The 15,898-nt window shown below is 42.4% G+C and carries 15 protein-coding genes; 13 read left to right on the top strand and 2 right to left on the bottom strand.

The window, feature by feature from the left end:
• The first annotated feature begins 10 nt into the window (after positions 1 to 10).
• The 10 genes from J536_RS18950 to J536_RS18905 all read left to right on the top strand — a co-directional run bounded on the left by J536_RS18950 (position 11) and on the right by J536_RS18905 (position 10,979).
• Positions 11 to 940, top strand: a complete 930-nt coding sequence (locus J536_RS18950; protein WP_032063612.1) for a VOC family protein — start codon at positions 11 to 13, stop codon at positions 938 to 940.
• A 28-nt stretch (positions 941 to 968) separates the two neighbouring features.
• Positions 969 to 2,180 carry an NAD(P)/FAD-dependent oxidoreductase gene (locus J536_RS18945; RefSeq protein ID WP_017387113.1) on the top strand — a complete coding sequence of 404 codons (1,212 nt, stop codon included), beginning with the start codon at positions 969 to 971 and terminating at the stop codon, positions 2,178 to 2,180.
• 42 nt (positions 2,181 to 2,222) lie between these two features.
• Positions 2,223 to 3,446 carry an MFS transporter gene (locus J536_RS18940; RefSeq protein WP_017399048.1) on the top strand — a complete coding sequence of 408 codons (1,224 nt, stop codon included), beginning with the start codon at positions 2,223 to 2,225 and terminating at the stop codon, positions 3,444 to 3,446.
• A gap of 23 nt (positions 3,447 to 3,469) precedes the next feature.
• On the top strand, positions 3,470 to 3,991 hold the full coding sequence (locus J536_RS18935; RefSeq protein WP_002117566.1) for a cupin domain-containing protein: 522 nt from the start codon (positions 3,470 to 3,472) through the stop codon (positions 3,989 to 3,991).
• Positions 3,992 to 4,026: 35 nt separating this feature from the next.
• Positions 4,027 to 4,851 (top strand): alpha/beta fold hydrolase, encoded by an 825-nt coding sequence (locus J536_RS18930; protein WP_032063611.1) that lies wholly within the window; start codon positions 4,027 to 4,029, stop codon positions 4,849 to 4,851.
• A gap of 15 nt (positions 4,852 to 4,866) precedes the next feature.
• A complete protein-coding gene (locus tag J536_RS18925) occupies positions 4,867 to 5,661 on the top strand; it encodes an SDR family oxidoreductase (RefSeq protein ID WP_032063610.1) in 795 nt (264 codons plus the stop codon).
• A gap of 15 nt (positions 5,662 to 5,676) precedes the next feature.
• Positions 5,677 to 6,468: an aspartate dehydrogenase gene (locus tag J536_RS18920; RefSeq protein WP_032063609.1), complete on the top strand. Its 792-nt coding sequence runs from the start codon at positions 5,677 to 5,679 to the stop codon at positions 6,466 to 6,468.
• 13 nt (positions 6,469 to 6,481) lie between these two features.
• A complete protein-coding gene (locus tag J536_RS18915) occupies positions 6,482 to 7,948 on the top strand; it encodes an aldehyde dehydrogenase (RefSeq protein ID WP_032063608.1) in 1,467 nt (488 codons plus the stop codon).
• A 38-nt stretch (positions 7,949 to 7,986) separates the two neighbouring features.
• On the top strand, positions 7,987 to 9,627 hold the full coding sequence (locus J536_RS18910) for a thiamine pyrophosphate-binding protein (protein ID WP_032063607.1): 1,641 nt from the start codon (positions 7,987 to 7,989) through the stop codon (positions 9,625 to 9,627).
• 155 nt (positions 9,628 to 9,782) lie between these two features.
• A complete protein-coding gene (locus tag J536_RS18905; RefSeq protein ID WP_032005862.1) occupies positions 9,783 to 10,979 on the top strand; it encodes a hypothetical protein in 1,197 nt (398 codons plus the stop codon).
• A gap of 61 nt (positions 10,980 to 11,040) precedes the next feature.
• Here J536_RS18905 and J536_RS18900 read toward each other — a convergent pair whose 3' ends face one another.
• The gene (locus J536_RS18900) at positions 11,041 to 12,339 is read right to left on the bottom strand and encodes an MFS transporter (RefSeq protein ID WP_032063606.1); all 1,299 of its coding nucleotides are present in this window, start codon (positions 12,337 to 12,339) and stop codon (positions 11,041 to 11,043) included.
• Between the two features lie 234 nt (positions 12,340 to 12,573).
• Between J536_RS18900 and def the strand changes: the two genes are divergently transcribed.
• Together def and J536_RS18890 are read left to right on the top strand one after the other, a co-directional pair.
• On the top strand, positions 12,574 to 13,056 hold the full coding sequence (gene def / locus J536_RS18895; RefSeq protein WP_032005865.1) for a peptide deformylase: 483 nt from the start codon (positions 12,574 to 12,576) through the stop codon (positions 13,054 to 13,056).
• Positions 13,057 to 13,234: 178 nt separating this feature from the next.
• Positions 13,235 to 14,557: a glutaminase gene (locus tag J536_RS18890; RefSeq protein WP_002060167.1), complete on the top strand. Its 1,323-nt coding sequence runs from the start codon at positions 13,235 to 13,237 to the stop codon at positions 14,555 to 14,557.
• Here J536_RS18890 and J536_RS18885 read toward each other — a convergent pair.
• A complete protein-coding gene (locus tag J536_RS18885; protein ID WP_016802806.1) occupies positions 14,524 to 15,312 on the bottom strand; it encodes an AraC family transcriptional regulator in 789 nt (262 codons plus the stop codon). The two genes, J536_RS18890 and J536_RS18885, sit on opposite strands and share 34 nt — an antisense overlap.
• Positions 15,313 to 15,418: 106 nt before the next feature.
• Between J536_RS18885 and J536_RS18880 the strand changes: the two genes are divergently transcribed.
• On the top strand, positions 15,419 to 15,898 hold a 480-nt coding region (locus J536_RS18880), incomplete at its 3' end, for an MFS transporter (protein ID WP_155758155.1).

Genomic DNA, 15,898 nt, shown 5'->3' with positions numbered 1-15,898 from the left:
GAGTAGTCAAATGATTACAGGGATCGAGATTTTAAAGTTTGGAGTTGAAGATAGAGCCGCTTCAAACAAGTTTTTGGCAGATTTTGGTTTAAGCCAAAGTACTTCGGATATTGAAGGCACTGATCTTTACCAAACTCAAAATGGTAGCAAGATTTATCTATTTAATTGTGATGATGAGCGTTTGCCGACTGCTATTGAACAAGGTTCAACTTTACGTGAAGTGACTTGGGGTGTTGAAAGTGCTCAAGACCTTGAAGATTTAGCAGCTCGTTTAGCCGATGTAGAGGGTTTTAAACGTACTGAAACGACAGTTCAGTGTCTTGACCCAAATGGCATGACCATTCGTTTTGAACAAAGTTTTGTTAAAGAAGTACCTGAACTTAAAACGGAAGGTATTAACCAGTACGGCAACATTCAACGTGTGAATGCCGCAAGTCCTGTTTATGAAAAAGGTCAACCTGTTGCGATTGGACACGTGGTGTTTTTCACACCGGATTTGGCAACAACTGAAAATTTCTATATCGAGAAAGTAGGTTTCCATTTATCTGATGCTTACAAAAATCGCGGTGCATTCTTACGTTGTCGCGGAGAAGGGTATCACCATGATTTATTCTTGCTCAGTGTTCCAAATAAACCTGCTGGCTTAAATCACGTTGCGTTTGTAGTACGTGATATCCATGAGGTGATTGGGGGCGGTTTAAATATGAATCGTTCGGAGTGGTCAACCTTTATTGGACCGGGACGTCACCCAATTTCTTCTGCTTATTTCTGGTACGTCAACTCACCATTAGGTGGTGCATTTGAATACTACACCAACGATGATTATTTGACAGAAGAATGGCAACCACGTGTAGAAGAACATCGTCTAGAGCTTTTCACCGAATGGGCGATTGAAGGTGGTCTTGATGACACAACCCGCCGTCAGGTGAAGACTGTTTAACAGGGATTGCTTTACAAGGAAGATGGCTATGGAAAAGATCGTAATTGTAGGTGCTGGACAGGCAGCGGGTTGGGCAGTAAGTACCTTACGTCAAAATGGGTATGTGGGTGAAATTCACGTTGTTTCAAATGAAGATCAAGTGTTTTATGAGCGTCCACCACTGTCTAAGCAAGTACTTTCAAAAGAAGCAACGTATGAAAGTTTGAATCTGTTCTCACCTGAACAGGTTCAAGAGTTCAACGTTCAATGGCATAAACCGGAAATTGCAACAAAAGTCGACCGTGAGCAAAAACAGGTTCATTTAGAAAGTGGCCAGATTTTGCCGTATGACAAATTGCTGATTGCAACCGGAAGCCGTGCACGTGTACCCGTCAATACATGGCAGTTTATTCCAAATGTTGTGACCTTACGCAATGTGCATGACTGTGAACGTTTGGCTGAAATTTTAAAGAATGCAAAAAATGTCGCTGTGATTGGCGGTGGTTGGATTGGTTTAGAAATTGCTGCAACTGCACGTAAGCAAGGTAAAGATGTTCATATTTTTGAATATGGCGACCGCTTATGTGCAAGAAGTGTGAGTCCGGAAGTTTCTGCATTTTTAAAAAATATGCATGAAACCCAAGGCACAAAAATTCATTTAGACAGCAAGAGCCTTCATTTAGTTGAAGCGCCGAATCAGAAAGTTGAAGTGGTGAACCATCCTCAAAATAGTCAGTTATTTGACTGTGTGGTGGTAGGTGCAGGCGCTGAAATTGCTAAAGAGTTAGGGGTACACGCTGGTCTCGATGTGAAAGATGGCATTGTGGTGAATTGTTTTGGGCAAACCTCAGATCAAAACATTTATGCCGCAGGTGATGTCGCGATTCATCCGGGCTTGGGTTATTGCATTCAGTCTTGGGCGAATGCACAAAATCAGGCAATTGCAGCAGCAAAGTCGATGCTCGGAATTGAAACTGAATATAGCGATATTCCATGGCTTTGGTCAGATCAATATCACTTTAATATCCAGATTTTAGGTACTTATCAGCCTGAAAAAACGAAGGAAGTAGTCATTCGCCAAGGCGGTGAAGATCAGGTGAGCTATTTATATCTGGACCATGAAAATCGTTTGCTCAACATGATTGCCATTAATGATTCTAAACTGGTCAAACTGGCAAAACGTTGGATGCAAGCCAACACCGTTTTAGATCCAAAACTATTAGCAGATGCTGAATTTAATGTCATGAAGTTAAAACCGTAAACATTAAATCTGGTTCTCATTACCAAATCGAAGGAATGACACATGAGTAATGAAGAAAAAAGTGGATTGAAGCATTGGGTACCTGCTTTTGTCCTTATGGTGTGTGTGGTACTGGCGTTTTTCGACAAGATTAGTATTGCGGTTTTATTTTCAGATCCTCATTTTCAAAGTGCAATGGGAATTGCTGAAGATAAGGCCAAGCTCGGATGGCTCATGACAAGTTTCTTACTTGCTTATGGTTTTTCATCAGTCTTTCTAAGCTTTTTGGGTGACATTTTTAACCCAAAGAAAATGCTGTTCTGGAGCGTAACGTCGTGGGGCGTACTCATGTTTTGCATGGGGTTTACCACCAGTTATTCAGGCATGTTGATTTTGCGTGTATTGCTTGGTTTAGCAGAAGGCCCATTATTTGCTTTGGCATATACCATTGTTAAGCAGACTTATACGGACCGTCAGCAGGCACGTGCTTCTACTATGTTCTTACTTGGAACGCCAATTGGTGCATTTCTTGGGTTCCCGATCACTGCAAATGTTTTAGCTCACCACGACTGGCACACCACTTTTTTTGTGATGGCTGCGCTAACCCTGATTGCGATTTTTAGCATTGTTTTTGGTCTGCGTAACTTGCAGCTCAAGAAAACTGTCGAAATTGAGGGCGAGAGTAAACGCACTAATTTCAAAGGTCACATTACCAATACTAAATTGCTGCTCAGCAACAGCGCATTCTGGTTGGTTTGTCTCTTTAACATTGCGTTGATGACGTATTTGTGGGGTTTAAACAGCTGGGTTCCTTCTTACCTAATGCAAGACAAAGGATTCAATCTCAAAGAGTTTGGGATGTATTCAAGCTTTCCGTTCATTGCCATGTTAATTGGCGAAATTATCGGTGCGTTTTTATCTGACAAGTTAGGCCGCCGCGCAATTCAAGTATTTAGCGGTTTACTACTCGCAGGCATCTTCATGTATGTGATGGTCATAATGACTGAGCCACTATTGATTATTGCTGCCATGTCTTTAAGTGCTATGGCGTGGGGTTTTGGAGTAGCAGCGGTATTTGCTCTGCTTGCAAGAGTAACGACCTCAAATGTAGGGGCGACTGCGGGTGGAATATTTAACGGTTTAGGTAATTTTGCAAGTGCAATTGCGCCTGTTCTTATCGGTTACATCGTGATGCAAACACATAGTTTTAATTTAGGAATTACCTTCTTGGCTGCTGTCGCTGTCATTGGGTCGTTGTTCTTGGTTCCTCTTTTAAAACGTTATTAATTCACTGTATAGGAGTTTAAAAAATGACTACACAACAATTCGAATCGTGGGCACAACCAGAGGGTGCTTCTTTAGAAGATTGGTTAAACACACGTATTGCTCGCTTTGAGACACGTAAATACGACTTCGATGCTTTGAAGTTCCAAGCAGATTACGACCCGAAATATCGTCGTGCACAAATGCGTTACATGGGTACGGGTGCAACAGGTGTTGCAAATGACGGTAACACCGTTCCAGCAGAAAACTTCACGTTTTCAACCATGGTTCTACCACCACAGTGTGAAGGTCCTTTGCACATTCACCACGATGTTGAAGAAGTTTTCTTTATGCTTCGCGGCGAAATTGATTTGTTCATTGAGCACAACGGCGAAAAATTTGAAACCCGTTTAAAAGAGCGTGACCTGATTTCAATTCCACCGGGTATTTACCGTGGTCTATTTAACCCAGGTCAAGAAGATGCCTTGATGTGTGTGATGTTGGGAACAGGTAAACCAACAATTCCGAACTATCCACCAGAGCATCCGTTGTCTCAAATCAAACGTTAATTGTTTGATGAAGTGAATGAAGGGAAGAATTAAAAATGATGACACTCATTGAAAAGTTAGCAGAATTTCCGGTGAAAACGGTCAATGTTCAAGGCCAGCAACAAGCCTATCGGGAAGCCGGTCAAGGTGAGTACCTTGTGCTGTTGCATGGCATTAGTTCAGGTTCTGCTTCATGGGTAAACCAACTTGAAGTGCTGTCTCATCATTTTCATGTCATTGCCTGGGATGCACCGGGCTATGGCAAATCAGATGAACTTTTAACTGATCAGCCCAATGCTACCGACTACGCAAAGCGTTTGGCAGCATTGTTCGATGTTTTAAAAATTGAAAAAGCAATTGTGGTCGGACACTCATTAGGTGCCTTACAGGCCAGTGCATTTGCTGCACTGTACCCAGAGCGAGTGAAGCACTTAGTTGTTGCTAACTTGGCGCAAGGCTACCAACGCCACGATGAACAGACACAAATTCAGGTTTTTGCAAAAAGACCAAAAATGTTGAAAGAACTCGGTGCTAAAGGAATGGCCGAAAGCCGTGGACCTCATTTGATTTATAAACAAGAGCCACAAGCCTTAGCTTTAGTTTCAGAGGTGATGCAGCAGTTGACCTTACAAGGTTTCACACATGCATCGTACTTACTTGCATATGACGAAATACGTAATTACTTAACCGATTTAAAAGTCCCATGCGCAGTGATTGTAGGGCAGCAAGATCAAATCACTCCTGCGTTAGGTATACAAGAGCTTGCTCAGGAATTGCAGTTGGAACAGCACTTCGTCATAGAAGATGCAGGACATTTAAGTTATGTCGACCAACCGCAAGCATTTAACCAAATTATGTTGACGATTCAGGAACAATCGTAAGAGAGATTAAGGATTATGAGCTTCCAAGTTGAAGGAAAAGTTGCAGTTGTTACCGGTGGCTCATCTGGGATTGGGCTGGCTGCTGTTGAAATACTGGTTGCAGAGGGTGCAAAAGTTGCTTGGTGTGGTCGCGATGAAGAACGTTTAAATGCTTCTAAGCAGTATATTTTAGAAAAATTTCCACATGCCCATATTTTTACCAAAGCATGTAATGTGTTGAAAAAAGAAGAAGTTCAGCAATTTGCCAAAGAGGTCAAACTCAATTTGGGCAATGTGGACATGCTCATTAACAATGCTGGGCAAGGCCGTGTTTCAAATTTTGAAAACACACAAGATGAAGACTGGATGAAAGAAATTGAGCTGAAATATTTCAGTGTTTTACATCCGGTACGGGCTTTTCTTGATGACTTAAAACAGTCGGCAAATGCCTCAATTACCAATGTGAACTCGTTACTGGCATTGCAACCGGAACCGCACATGATTGCGACGTCATCTGCACGCGCTGCACTGTTGAACTTAACCCATTCTCTGGCACATGAGTTTACCCAATATGGCGTTCGTGTGAACTCGATTTTACTCGGAATGGTTGAGTCTGCGCAGTGGAAACGCCGTTATGAAACCCGTTCAGATTTAAATCTGTCATGGGAAGAATGGATGGGGAATATCGCAAAAAATCGTGGCATTCCCATGCAGCGCTTAGGCCGACCAGAAGAGCCCGCACGTGCTTTGGTTTTCTTGGCATCACCATTGGCATCTTACACCACAGGTTCGGCAATAGATGTCTCAGGTGGTTTTAACAAACATTTATAAATATCAGGTGCTGTCATGAAAAAGTTGATGATGATTGGTTTTGGCGCAATGGCAGCAGAAGTGTATGCCCACTTGCCTCAAGATCTGCAACTCAAATGGATTGTCGTGCCATCTCGCAGTATTGAAAAAGTGCAGTCACAAGTCTCGTCTGACATTCAGGTGATTTCAGATATTGAGCAATGCGATGGTACGCCAGACTATGTCATTGAGGTGGCAGGTCAAGCAGCAGTGAAAGAGCATGTTCAAAAAGTTTTAGCGAAAGGCTGGACCATTGGTCTGATTTCGGTGGGTACTTTGGCTGATAGCGAATTTTTGGTTCAGCTTAAGCAAACTGCCGAAAAAAATGATGCACATTTGCATTTGCTTGCAGGGGCTATCGCAGGTATTGACGGTATTTCTGCGGCCAAAGAAGGTGGTTTGCAAAAAGTCACTTACAAAGGCTGTAAAAGTCCAAAAAGCTGGAAGGGTAGTTATGCAGAGCAATTGGTCGATCTAGACCATGTTGCTGAAGCTACAGTCTTTTTCACAGGAACTGCGCGTGAAGCTGCCATGAAATTTCCAGCTAATGCCAACGTTGCAGCAACCATTGCACTTGCAGGACTTGGTATGGATGAAACCATGGTTGAGTTAACTGTTGATCCAACCATCAACAAAAACAAACACACCATTGTGGCAGAAGGTGGCTTTGGGCAAATGACCATTGAACTGGTGGGCGTGCCATTGCCAAGTAACCCGAAAACATCAACTTTGGCTGCGCTTAGCGTGATTCGTGCTTGTCGCAACAGTGTAGAAGCAATACAGATTTAAGAAGGATTTGATCATGGCAAAGGAAATTTATATTGCAGGTGAATGGCGATTAGGCCGTGGTGCAGTCATTCAAAGCCTGTTTCCGGCAGATCAGTCGGTAAACGCTGAGCTTTCAACAGCAACGCTTGAAGATGTAAATGAAGCAATTGAAAAAGCGGATCAGGCTTGGCGTGAGCCGAGCTGGAGAAACAGTTTGCCGCATGAGCGCGCACGTATTCTCTACAAAGTTGCAGACATTATTGAAGCGCGTGTAGATGAGTTAGCAAAATTACAAACACGTGATAATGGTAAGCCTTTAACCGAAACTCGTGGTTTAGTGATGAGCGCTGCGGCGACTGCACGTTATGTTGCTGCGGCATGTGAAACGTTGAACGATGAGCTCACCACTCAACGTGCTCCAGACTTTATGACCATGAGTGTGCATGAACCTGTAGGAGTTGTAGCAGCCATTACCCCTTGGAACTCTCCAATTGCGAGTGAAGTTCAAAAGCTTGCTCCAGCTTTGGCAGCAGGAAATGCCGTGGTGTTAAAACCAGCAGAAGCGACTTCACTGATTGCTTTAGAGCTTGCCAAAATTTTTGAAGAAGCCGGTTTACCAAAAGGCTTACTCAGTGTGTTAGTGGGGCGTGGTTCTATCATTGGTGACGCAATTGCTCAGCACCCATTGGTTCGTAAAATTTCTTTTACAGGTGGAACAACCACGGGTCGTCATTTGGCACACATTGCCGCTGACAAACTGATTACTACTTCGCTTGAGTTAGGTGGTAAGTCACCAACCATCGTTTTGCCGGATGCAGATATCGAACTGGCGGCTAAAGGTGTGGCGTACGGTATTTTTAGCTCGGCAGGCCAAGCGTGTATCGCAGGTTCTCGCTTGTTTATTCATAGCAGTCTTTACGATCAGTTTCTAACGCGTTTGGTTGAAATTACCAAAGGCTTACGTGTGGGCCATCCAGAACAAGCTGGTGTGCATTTAGGGCCATTGGTCAATGACAAACATTTGCAGTCAGTTGACCGTTATGTGCAGCTTGCTAAAAGCGAAGGTGGTCAGGTTCTAATTGGTGGTGAGGCACTTACGACTGGTGACTATGCCAAAGGAAGCTATTACTTACCGACCATTATTACGGGCTTAAATAACAGTGCTCAAACCTGTCAGGAAGAAATTTTTGGCCCTGTTTTAGTCGTTATGAAATATGACAACGAGCAAGATTTAATTGCCCAAGCCAATGACAGTTGTTTTGGCCTTGCTGCAGGTATCTGGACTGAAAGCTATCGCAAAGCTTGGCGTATTGCACGTGCCTTAGAAGTGGGAACGGTATGGATTAATACCTACAAAAAATTCTCGATTAGTGCGCCGTTTGGTGGCTTTAAAGACAGTGGAATCGGACGCGAGAAAGGCCGTTTGGGCATTTTATCGTACATGCAACAAAAGAGTATTTATATGGGGCTGAATGAACAGCCTAACCCTTGGTGCGATTAATAAATTCAAGGACTGAAAACAAATTTTGAGGAATAGACATGACTGAACGTGTAAATGTAGGCGAAGCAATCGCAAGAGTTTTAGAAGCGCACCAAGTTGATAGTATTTATGGTGTTATTTCCATCCACAATTTACCTATTGCCGATGCGGTAGGGCGCCGTGAAAAAATGCGCTTTGTTGCAGCACGTGGTGAAGCGGGTGCGGTTACTATGGCAGATGCACACTCACGCTTTAAAGGCCTAGGGGTAGCGTTGACCAGTACGGGTGCTGGGGCAGGTAATGCAGTAGGTTCACTGATTGAAGCAATGAATGCAGGTAGCCCTGTATTGCATTTAACGGGTCAAGTTGAGCGTGAATATCTCGACCGTGATGCAAGCTTCATTCATGAAACCAAAGACCAACTTACATTCTTGCGTGCATCGAGCAAAGCGGCGTTCCGTATTACCAGTCCAGACAATGCCGTTGGTGTGATTCGTGAGGCTATTCGTGTCGCAACTACAGTTCCAATGGGACCAGTTAGTGTTGAGTTACCAATTGATGTACAAGCAGCAGAAATTGATTTGCCACTTAATCTTGGGCCAGTGAAAGCACTTGAGTTGCCACAGGCAGAACAAGCTGAAATTGATCTTCTTGTCAGTGAAATCAAAAAAGCAAAACGTCCGATTTTCTGGATTGGTGGTGGAACTTTAAATAGCGTTGCTGAAGTGAAAGCAATTGCAGATTTAGGTATTCCGGTAGTGTCATCGACGCATGGCCGCGGTGTGTTACCTGATGACCACCCACGTAGTCTTGGTGCTTTCCATAACTCGGCAGGTGTTGAGCAGTTATTAAAAGATGCTGATTTGATGGTTGTTGTGGGTTCTCGTTTACGTAGTAATGAAACAAAAACCTATTCGGTTGAATTCCCTGAAAACATTATTCAGGTGGATGCCAACCCAGTGGCTCAGCAACGTAATTACAAAATCCGCAACTTCATTTGTGGTGATGCCAAAGATGTCTTAACACGTGTGTTAGAACAGCTTCAAGGCACTTCAAAAGTTGATACCGATTACGATGCTGCTGTTGTGGCTGCTAAACAGGCTGCAATTGAGGCACTTCGTAAGCAAATCGATCAGTACGCATTAATTTGTGATCACTTACGTGCAGCTTTACCTCAAGACGGTATTTTTGTACGTGACATCACCATGTCGGGTAGTACATGGGGCAGTCGTTTATTCCCGGTACAAGCACCAAACCAAAACATCCACTCACTTGCGGGTGCAATTGGTTTAGGCCTTGCAACAGCAATCGGTGCTTCGATTGCTAACCCTGACAAAAAAGTAATTGGTTTAGTCGGCGATGGCGGCTTAATGCTTGGCATTGGCGAAATTGCAACTATGGTGCAAGAAAACACCAATATGGTCTTAATGATTATGAATGACGGTGGTTATGGCGTAATGCGTGGCATTCAAAATAACTACTTTGGTGGTCGTCAGTATTTCAATGAATTGCATACACCAGACTACAAACTTCTTGGCGAATCAATGGGTGTGAAAAGCTGGAAAGTCGGTAGTGCAGATGAGTTTAAAACGGTTATTCAAGAGGCAGTCGCTTTTGAAGGGCCAACCGTGATTGAGCTCGATATGAACTCGATTGGACCATTAAACTTCGCGGGTCCACCGCAAAAGAAACTGTATTAACCAGTTTGGATGGTTTAGTACATATGCGATGGGAGCTGCTAAGCCATCCTTTTTTTAGATAAATTTTTTTATCTAAAAAACAATAAAAACGAAGTTTTACAGGTAAAACAAATAAAGTTCCAGCAGGACGCTGGAACTCAATCAAGGATGTAGAGATGAAAAAGACTTCATTGATCATGGCATTCATTGCACCGCTTACGCTGGGGGTAAGCGTCAATGCATTTGCAAAAGATTCATTGCTTGAATGGAAAAGTGATGACGGCACCGACTCATTAAAGTTAGGTGGGGTGGTTCGGTTAAATCAACGTTATGAAGATTGGGAAGGGCCAAACCGTGGTTTTGGAAAACTTCATTTTGATATTTTCAGGGTAGACCTCAAAGGTAAATTTGATGATGCCTACATCAATGCCAGTTATATGTTTCAAGACCAACAGAAAACGTCCATTGAAAAAGCATATGTTGGCTATAACTTAGATGCCAATAACAGCATTGAAGCAGGTCTAGTTTATAAACCTTTTACGATTTATCCTTATCCGCAAAATGGTTGGACCTACCACATCCCATTCTTTTTAGGTTATGGCAACAATATTGCGCCAGGGATTAACTGGAATTATCACGACAAAGATTGGGATGTAAAACTCGGTTATTACCCGCAGATGTTAGAGACGAACCTGCGCTACTCACCAGAAAGTGCAACTTATGATGACTTGGCAGGAAATGCATTTCCATCTCAAAAAGCCTATCAAAATGAAAAGCGCAATCAGGTGAATACCCGCATTGTTCGCAAGTTAGAAACTGATTTCGGTAAGCAAGAGTTTGGCGTGTCGGGTGCAATTGCCCAGCTTCATAATGATATTACCGATAAAGACGGTAAATATTATGCAGTCGGTTTGCATACTGAAAATAACTATAAGCGCTTTAACTTACAAAGTTCGCTCATCCACTATCAATACGATGCTAAAAATCCAGATGGTGTAAATAGTGATATGACTTTGATGGGGGCAAATGGTCTTACGCCAGCTTATTTCATTGCTTCGGAAGGGACGATTGCCAGTTTAAACCTTGCCTATACGTTGCCTGTGACCAATATGGGCAAGCTAAAAGCCATTAAGTTTTATAATGACTATAGTTATCTCGATAAAAAACGTGATGATTGGTCAGATTCGCAAATGAATACCACAGGAATGATGTTTATTGCTTCACCATTTATGGTTTGGGCAGATTATACGTGGGGTAAAAACTCCAACATTATTGGTGGCTCGACCAACTCAACGGGTTATACCTCTGCTACGTCGCCAAACAGTGATAAATGGCTATACCGTATTAATTTTAATATTGGCTTTACTTTCTAAAGTAAGCAGCAATAAAAAACCACGCAATCGGCGTGGTTTTTTATTTAATAAGTTAAAGCGTTTAATACCTGTTTTTTTCAAACTTATTCCAAAACACAAAGGCAGTCACAAAGGCCAAAATGGTTAGCGCGAAAATATAATACATCGCACCAATATCACTATATTGACTGAGCCAATGCATTAAAGGCAGGGTCATACCGCCAACAATTGCATATGACAAATTATAAGAAAATGAAATGCCCGAGAAACGCACAGGCGCGGGGAACATTTTAACCATACTGCTCGACACCATGCCGACAGTACCAGAGCATAGGCCCAACAGCATATATAAACCAAAAATAGTTGAATGTGCGGCATGCCCCAAACTGTTATAAAAAACTGCTGCTGTGAGTGCTACGGCAAGCGCACCGAACATCATGACTTTGCCACAGCCAAAACGGTCAGCAAAATAGCCTGCCAAAATACAGCCAAGCATTTGCATAACAATCGCAGCACTTTGCATTTCAAAAGTCTGTGCGCGCTCAAAGCCAAACGTACCAGTTAATAAATTTGGCATGGCTAAAATCACCACCACCACACATCCCGTTAAAAACCATGTAAATAACATGCCAATTGCAACGGCTGTTTTATGCGTTTTTAAGACTTGTTTTACAGGCATTTCTTTAGAAATTTCTTTACGAGCCTGCATGGCTTTAAACACAGGCGTTTCTTTTAAATAAGTTCGTAAATAAAGTGCAACCAGACCAAAAATACCACCTGCAATGAAAGGAATACGCCATGCCCAGTCATGGATTTGTCCTTCACTAAAATTCAGTGAAATCCATAAAGACATGAGCGCGCCTAGTAAAATTCCTAAAGACAGCCCAGCGGTGAGTAACCCATTTGCCAGTCCGATTTTTCTTTCAGGTACATGTTCAGACACAAAGGTCCATGCGGCTGGAATTTCCCCCCCAATTGCAATCCCTTGTACTACACGCATGAGTAATAAAAGTAGCGGTGCCAAATACCCAATATTTTCAAAAGTTGGCAAAATCCCGATAAACAAGGTAGGCAGTGTCATCAGCAAAATAGAAAGCGAAAATAGTTTTTTACGCCCAACCAAATCACCAAAATGGGCCATAACAACCCCACCCAAAGGCCTAAAAAAATAACCTGCTGCAAAAATGCCGTAAGTATTGAGCATGGCCCAAAACGGACTAAGTGTGCTGGGGAAAAAGAGGTCGGAAATGATTTTGGCGTAAAACACATAAATCACAAAATCATAAAACTCTAAAGCTCCACCCAATGAAGAAAGGGCGAGGGTTCGTTTATCTTCTTTATTAAGATAGTTCGCATCCTGCAAAGTTAATTCCTGATCCATTTTTTACTTAATTGTTGTAATTGAAGTTTGGATATTAATGGAAAAGTGAAGTAAAAGTAAATGGAGGAAATTTGTTCTATATAGCAACGTCGATTGAACTTGCTCAGATCAAAAAGCTTTCAAACAAAAAATGCTTTAGATAAAACAAAAACAGATGTAGGAATGACTTTTCTTTTGGCTTGTTCAGCGACACAATAAAACTTGTTATAGCCAGTTTAATGAGAGAGTCAAAGGATGAGTGTAGTTTTACCTGTCGCGAAGCGTGGCGAAGATATTTTAAAACTAATTGCTGCTCCCGTCTCGGCAAATGAGTTAAACAGTAATTGGCTTTATCAGCTTGCTGACGCTATGCATGCAACAATGCTTGAGCGTAATGGAGTAGGGATTGCTGCACCGCAAGTTTACATCTCTAAACGCGTCATTATTGTGGCATCTCGACCAAATCCACGCTATCCCGATGCACCTGAAATGGAAGCGGTAGTCATGGTGAATCCTGAGATATTAGAGTTCTCAAACGAAGTTTGTTTAGGTGAAGAAGGCTGCTTAAGCGTGCCAGACGAACGTGGACAAGTTGAACGCGCAGAAATGGTGAAGGTTAAATATTCAACACTTCAGGGCGAGACGGTGGAAACGATTTTTCATGGTTTTCCTGCTCGTATCGTTCAACATGAGGTCGATCATTTAAATGGGATATTGTTTGTAGAAAGAATAAGCTAATCTTTAGTTTAAAGTTTTGAAAAACCTATAATGAGCTTGAAAAGGATAAGTCATCGGAATTACAATACTTATAGCGTGATATTTAAATCATTACAAAAGATATAATTTTAATATTATCAGCAGGTTGTGCTGAAATTTTGCGCGATGTTGTAAATCTCCTCATTTAAGGTTACTGACCATGCAAACCCCTCTCCCAGATTATTTGGCAAATGTTATAGAAGCCTGTGACATCGATAACAGCGGTCATCTCGCCGATTATATTCCTGAGTTGGCAAATGCAAACCCAAATCGATTAGCTTTAGCAATGTCTACGGTAGATGGTGAAATTTATTCGGTCGGCGATGATGATGTTGAATTCACCATACAATCGATTTCTAAACCATTCGTATATGCTTATGTTTTACAACAGCTTGGCATTGATGCGGTACTTGCGAAAGTAGGAGTAGAGCCTTCAGGGGAAGCGTTCAATGAAATTTCACTGGGTAAAGATGGTCGTCCAAAAAACCCGATGATTAACTCTGGCGCAATTACTGTACATTCCTTGATTCAGGTCAAGCATGGTTTACATAGCGCAGAAATTCTACGCCGTTTTATGAGCGAGCTTGCTGGTCGTGAATTAAGTTTTGATGAGTCTGTTTATGATTCGGAAGTCAAAACAGCCTACCGTAATCTTTCGATCGGTTATATGTTGCGCACGGTGGGGATTTTGGAAACTGACCCTGTCGATATTGTGAATGGTTACATTCGTCAATGTGCGATCATGGTTACAGTTAAAGACTTGGTACGTATGGGCAGTGTACTTGCCAATGGTGGGGTCGATCCTAGAACTGGAAAGCGCCTATTGAATCGATCTGTAGTTAGACAAGTCCTCAGTGTCATGATGAGCTGTGGTATGTACGATGCAGCGGGTGACTGGCTTTCAACTGTAGGTATTCCTGCTAAAAGTGGTGTAGCAGGCGGTATCTTGGGTGTGCTACCGGGGCAGGTCAGTATTGCTGCTTTTTCACCTCGACTAGATGAGCATGGTCATAGTGTTCGAGGTATCGATATTTTAGAACGATTATCTCGTGATATGGGATTACATCTCATGGAAGGTACACCTTCTGCCCAGACCATTGTACAAAGTCATTACCGCACAGGAAAAGATGCATCGTTAAGTGTGTATGTGCTTCGGGGCGTATTGAAATTTACCGAGGCTGAAATGTTATTGCGTATTTTACAAGACGAGACAACTGACCAAAGCACAATCGTGATTGATTTAACCCAGATTTCACTTATCCACGATGTGGGTAAACGTATGTTTTTAGAAGGCGTAGATCGTCTGATTGATGACGGCCATACTCTAGTTTTAGTCGACCCTGAACAGCGCTTAGATCATGCCAGAACTGGTAAAGATCGAGAACTGCATGTCTATCATGATTTCGATGATTTGCTCGAAAAGCATGACCTACCTGCAAAAAAAAAGACTTATAGCGACATCGCGGCACTTCTAAACTGCTGAGGTGTTTTTCCTAGATGTCGCTTAAACATTGCACTGAACGCGCTGGGGTTTGTATACCCCAGTGATTCTGAAATTTGAGCAATAGATTCACCATTCGCGATTTTACTTAACGCAAGTGCAATATGCATTTGTTGCAACCATGCCCGATATGACAGCCCAGTTTCCTTTTGGAACATACGCATTAGGGTTCTGGAACTGGCACCAATATCATCAGCCCAATCTGTTAAATCTTTTGAACTGTCAGGCGTATGTAATAACTCTTGGCAAATTTTTAAGAGTCTTTTGTCTTTCGGCCACGGAATCTGAATAGGCAATAAATTGGCCCGATGTATTTCTTCAAAAATCAAAATTTGTAAAGAACGGGAAAGCTCTTGAGAGGTTGCTGTATTTGGAGTTTCCTCACGTTCAATTTCATTTAAACGAATCAAAAGCTCATGCAACAGGTTGCTCACCCGAATAATAAAACAATGTTGTCCCATTAAAGCTGCTGCATTTACTTCAACCAATGCCGTATTTAACTTCACGTGACTCAGTGAAATCACGCTGTGCTCTACATGTGCTGGAATCCATAACGCGCACATGGGCGGCACAATCCACACATGATTAGGCGTAAAAACTTGAATGTTGCCAGTAGAGGCATATAAAAACTGCGCACGTGTATGCGTATGTGTAGGCGTGATTTCTCGGTAAGAATGCTCAGAAGATAGCCCAATCACAAGTTCAGACAAATCAGACTGAATAAGAGAATCGGACATAAACTATCCTAAAAATTGTCACTTATACGATGATTATTGGAAGATAACTTTATAAGCGACAATTTACAATAAGCATCTCATTTAAAAATATTGGAGTTTTTCAGGTATGACGTCTTCAATACAATTGAAAGATGGTATTGCCAATACCGTTGCAAATGATCAGCCTCAAGGAATGATTATTAAAATTGTAGGCGCAGTGGCAGTCGCACATTTACTGAATGATTTAATTCAGGCGGTGCTACCAGCCATCTATCCAATGCTAAAAGCAAACTTTTCGCTGAGTTTTGCGGAGGTTGGCCTAATCTCGTTTGTATACCAGATTACAGGTTCACTGCTACAGCCTTGGATTGGACTTTATACCGATAAACATCCAAAACCATATCTTCTACCACTCGGAATGGTTGTCACATTCTGCGGCATTATCTTGTTAGCATTTTCACCAAGTTTTGCTGTGTTGTTATGTGCATCTGCGCTTATTGGAGTGGGGTCTGCAACATTTCATCCAGAAGCTTCACGTGTGGCACGAATGGCATCGGGCGGGCGCTTCGGTACAGCTCAGTCGACTTTTCAGGTGGGCGGAAACACC

Source organism: Acinetobacter sp. 809848 (assembly GCF_000581275.1).
Classification (GTDB): Bacteria; Pseudomonadota; Gammaproteobacteria; order Pseudomonadales; family Moraxellaceae; genus Acinetobacter; species Acinetobacter pittii.
Note: the sequence above shows the minus strand (reverse complement) of the source record. Positions and strands in the feature narration are given on the sequence as shown.